The following is a 4,042-nucleotide window of genomic DNA, read 5'->3' as shown; positions in this document are numbered from 1 at the left end:
GAGAAGAAGTGGGGTGCCCCCACGATCACCAACGATGGTGTGTCCATCGCCAAGGAGATCGAGCTGGAGGACCCGTACGAGAAGATCGGCGCCGAGCTGGTCAAGGAGGTCGCCAAGAAGACCGACGACGTCGCCGGTGACGGCACGACGACGGCCACCGTGCTCGCCCAGGCCCTGGTCAAAGAGGGTCTGCGCAACGTTGCGGCCGGCGCCAACCCGCTGGGCCTCAAGCGCGGCATCGAGAAGGCGGTCGAGAAGATCACCGAGACGCTGCTCAAGACGGCCAAGGAGGTCGAGACCAAGGAGCAGATCGCTGCCACCGCGGCCATCTCCGCGGGCGACCAGTCGATCGGCGACCTGATCGCCGAGGCGATGGACAAGGTCGGCAACGAGGGCGTCATCACCGTCGAGGAGTCCAACACCTTCGGCCTGCAGCTCGAGCTCACCGAGGGTATGCGGTTCGACAAGGGCTACATCTCGGGCTACTTCGTCACCGACGCCGAGCGTCAGGAAGCGGTCCTCGAGGACCCCTACATCCTGCTGGTCAGCTCCAAGGTGTCGACCGTCAAGGACCTGCTGCCGCTGCTGGAGAAGGTCATTCAGGCGGGCAAGCCGCTGCTGATCATCGCCGAGGACGTCGAGGGCGAGGCTTTGAGCACCCTGGTCGTCAACAAGATCCGCGGCACCTTCAAGTCGGTGGCCGTCAAGGCTCCCGGCTTCGGTGACCGCCGCAAGGCGATGCTGCAGGACATGGCCATCCTCACCGGTGGTCAGGTCATCAGCGAAGAGGTCGGCCTGACGCTGGAGAACGCCGACGTCTCGCTGCTGGGTAAGGCCCGCAAGGTCGTCATCACCAAGGACGAGACCACCATCGTCGAGGGCGCCGGTGACTCCGACGCCATCGCCGGACGGGTGGCGCAGATCCGCGCCGAGATCGAGAACAGCGACTCCGACTACGACCGCGAGAAGCTGCAGGAGCGCCTGGCCAAGCTGGCCGGCGGTGTTGCGGTGATCAAGGCCGGCGCCGCCACCGAGGTGGAGCTCAAGGAGCGCAAGCACCGCATCGAGGACGCGGTCCGCAACGCCAAGGCGGCCGTCGAGGAGGGCATCGTCGCCGGCGGTGGCGTGACCCTGCTGCAGGCCGCCCCGGTCCTGGAGGAGCTGAAGCTCTCCGGTGACGAGGCGACCGGCGCCAACATCGTCCGCGTGGCGCTGGAGGCTCCGCTGAAGCAGATCGCCTTCAACTCCGGGCTGGAGCCGGGCGTGGTGGCCGAGAAGGTGCGCAACCTTCCGGCGGGCCAGGGCCTGAACGCCGCCAGCGGTGAGTACGAGGACCTGCTGAAGGCCGGCGTTGCCGACCCGGTCAAGGTGACCCGTTCGGCGCTGCAGAACGCGGCGTCCATCGCGGGGCTGTTCCTGACGACCGAGGCCGTCGTTGCCGACAAGCCGGAGAAGGCGGCCGCTCCGGCGGGCGACCCGACCGGCGGCATGGGCGGTATGGACTTCTAGGTCCCAGTTAAGAAAAAGCCCGGTCCCCTTGGGGGCCGGGCTTTTTCGTGTCGCCGGCGGCTGTCCTGGTTCGCCGAGCGTGCGGCCAGCCGCACATTCGACGCCGAGCGTGCGGCCAGCTTCGCGTTCGGCGCCGAGGCTCACGCCGGCAGCGAGAACACCACGCAGTCGTGCAGGCAGCCTTTGGCCGCCGAGGGGGAGTCGGCGTCGCGATGCAACAGCGCGCGGGTGGGCACCACGTCCAGGCGAACGGTCTCGTCGCCGCTGTCGCTCACCTCGGCGGTGCCGTCGACGATCAGCGAGTAGCCGGCCGGCTCGGTCGGCGGCCACAGCAGAGTGACGTCGCTGCGCTGAGCGAGGTTTTCGCGGGTGCGCCCGCCGATCAGCCCGACGTCGAGGACCGCGCCGTCGCGCAGCTGCGGTTCGACCGTCACTGTGTGGGCGCGGTAGTCGTCGCCGACGGTGATCAGATACGCGAACGGGTAGTCCGGCAGGGCGGCCGCGAGCCGCTGGAAGTCCACCCTCTTCTTCGTGCGCATGAAGTCGAGGATAGGCGCGTCGGTCAGGTCTGGTTGAGCAAGCCGGGGCCGGTGACACCGGGGTTGAAGCCCGTGCTCGCGGTGGTCGAGTTGAGGATGCCCGAGCCGATATGAGGGCTAACGCCCCCCGTGATGTCGGCCGGCGCGCCCGCGGGGAGCCCCACAGCGGGCGGGCCGAGATCGAGTCTCGGCAGCACCTGATGCCAGGGCTCCAGCTTCGCCACCGCTGCCGACGCGTCGGTGTGGTAGCCCGACATCGCCACCACGTCCGCCGCCCACATCTGCTCGTATGCGGCCTCGATGTCGGCGATGGCCGGCGCGTTCTGTCCCAAGTGATTCGTCGACGCCAACGCTTGCACCAGGTTGCGGTTGGCGGCCACCACCGCGGGTTGCACCGTGCTCTCCAGTGCGGTCTCGAACGCGGCCGCGATGGCCGAGGCCTGGCTGGACGCCGCCTCGGCTTGCGCGGCCGCCGCGGAAAGCCAGCTCACATACTGGGTCGCGACGGACATCATCGCCGCCGCCGAAGCGCCCTGCCACGAACCGTTGGCCAGATCCGATGTCACCGAAAAGAACGAGGATGCTGACGATGCGAGGTCTTCGGCCAGCCCGTCCCACGCCTTTGCGGCAGCGAGCAGTGGCGCCGCACCGGGACCGGCGAAAATTCGTGCCGAGTTGATTTCGGGCGGCAACCGCGCATAGTGCGGGCTCGTCACTAACCAAAGTTAACCGGGACGAGCCGCCCTTCGTGGCGTTATGGCGCAGGTACCGGAGAAGGCTTGCGGCCGCGGACCAACCGGCCAGGACGGGCGTCGGTGGGAACTCCGTCCTCGGCGATCACTTCCCCGGACACGATCGTCGCGACATATCCGTCGGCGCCCTGATCCAGGCGACGCCCGCCGGCGGGCAGGTCGTAAGTGATCACGGGCTTGTGCAGCCGCAACGCGGCATGGTCGATGACGTTGAGGTCGGCCTTGTAGCCGACGCCGATGCGGCCGCGATCGCCCAGCCCGGCGATGCGGGCCGGCACGGACGTCAGCTCGCGGACGGCCTCCGGCACGGTGAACCGGCCGGCCTTCCGATCGCGCGCCCAGTGCGCCAGGAAGTACGTCGAGTAGCTCGCGTCGCAGATCATGCCGTAGTGCGCGCCGCCGTCGCCGAGGCCCAGCACCACGTCGTCGCGGTGCAGCAGCTGCCCGACGGTGTCCAGCGAGTTGCGCTCCAGGTTGCTGGTGGCCACCAACAGCATGGCGCGGCCGTCGTCGTCGAGCAGCCGGTCGTAGGCCTCCTCCATCGGGTCCACGCCGCGGGCCCGGGCGCGGGCCCCGATCGACGTCGAGGGGTCCGGCTCGTAATCGGGGGTGTCGCCCAGCGGGAAGATCCAGTCCCACATCTGCGCCACGTAGAGAATCGGGTGACCGACCCCGGGCTTGTCGGCCAGGATGCGGGCGCGGACGTCCGGCTTGCGCATCTCGGCCACCCGCTCGGCCAGCGGCAGATGCGCGATCTCGCGGTAGCTCGGGTAGAGCACGAACGGGTTGGCGGACAGTTGCAGCCCGATGATCAGCCCGATGGGCCGCGGCAACAGCTGCGCGGTGATATCGCCACCGGCCGCGTTGGCCTTCTCGATCATCGTGATGGCCTCCGGCCACGTCGGGTCGCCGGCGTTGGCGACGACGAGCGTGAACGTGAGCGGCAGCCCGACGTCCTCGGCGACCTCGAAAACCGTTTGCAGCACGGACTGGTAGCCGCCGGCGGGAATGTCGGGCACGAATTGCAGCAGGCCCCCGCCGCCGTCCACGACGCCGCGCGCGATCTCTTCGATCTCCTCGCGGGCCGCCTCGTAGCTCGGGATCGGCGAACCGCTCTCGGTCTTGTGGATGGTCAACCGCGACGACGCGAAGCCCAGCGCGCCGACCTCGACCGCCTCCTTGGCCAGCGCGCGCATCCTCGCCAGGTCTTCGGCGGTGGCCGGCTCGCGGTTGGCGCCGCGC

Annotated in this window: 3 protein-coding genes and 1 pseudogene; 1 reads left to right on the top strand and 3 read right to left on the bottom strand. The window is 69.1% G+C overall.

Going from position 1 to position 4,042, the window contains the following annotated elements; all coding sequences use genetic code 11:
• On the top strand, window positions 1-1,509 hold a 1,509-nt coding region (gene groL, locus A5736_RS19465; RefSeq protein WP_139333440.1), incomplete at its 5' end, for a chaperonin GroEL.
• Between the two features lie 140 nt (window positions 1,510-1,649).
• On the opposite strand, the gene A5736_RS19460 is transcribed toward groL, so the two are convergent.
• From A5736_RS19460 to A5736_RS19450, 3 genes and pseudogenes are all read right to left on the bottom strand, one after another.
• Complete coding sequence (locus A5736_RS19460) at window positions 1,650-2,048, bottom strand: hypothetical protein (protein ID WP_076126751.1); 399 nt, start codon at window positions 2,046-2,048, stop codon at window positions 1,650-1,652.
• Window positions 2,049-2,230: 182 nt separating this feature from the next.
• A pseudogene (locus tag A5736_RS19455) lies at window positions 2,231-2,764 on the bottom strand (PPE family protein); the annotation flags it as partial.
• Window positions 2,765-2,802: 38 nt separating this feature from the next.
• A partial coding sequence (locus A5736_RS19450; protein ID WP_076248068.1) for an amidohydrolase family protein occupies window positions 2,803-4,042 on the bottom strand: 1,240 nt, incomplete at its 5' end.

Origin of the sequence: Mycobacterium sp. SP-6446 (assembly GCF_001954045.1) — a bacterium.
GTDB lineage: Bacteria > Actinomycetota > Actinomycetes > Mycobacteriales > Mycobacteriaceae > Mycobacterium.
The sequence above is the reverse complement of the archived record's forward strand: the minus strand, read 5'-3'. Positions and strand labels throughout refer to the sequence as shown.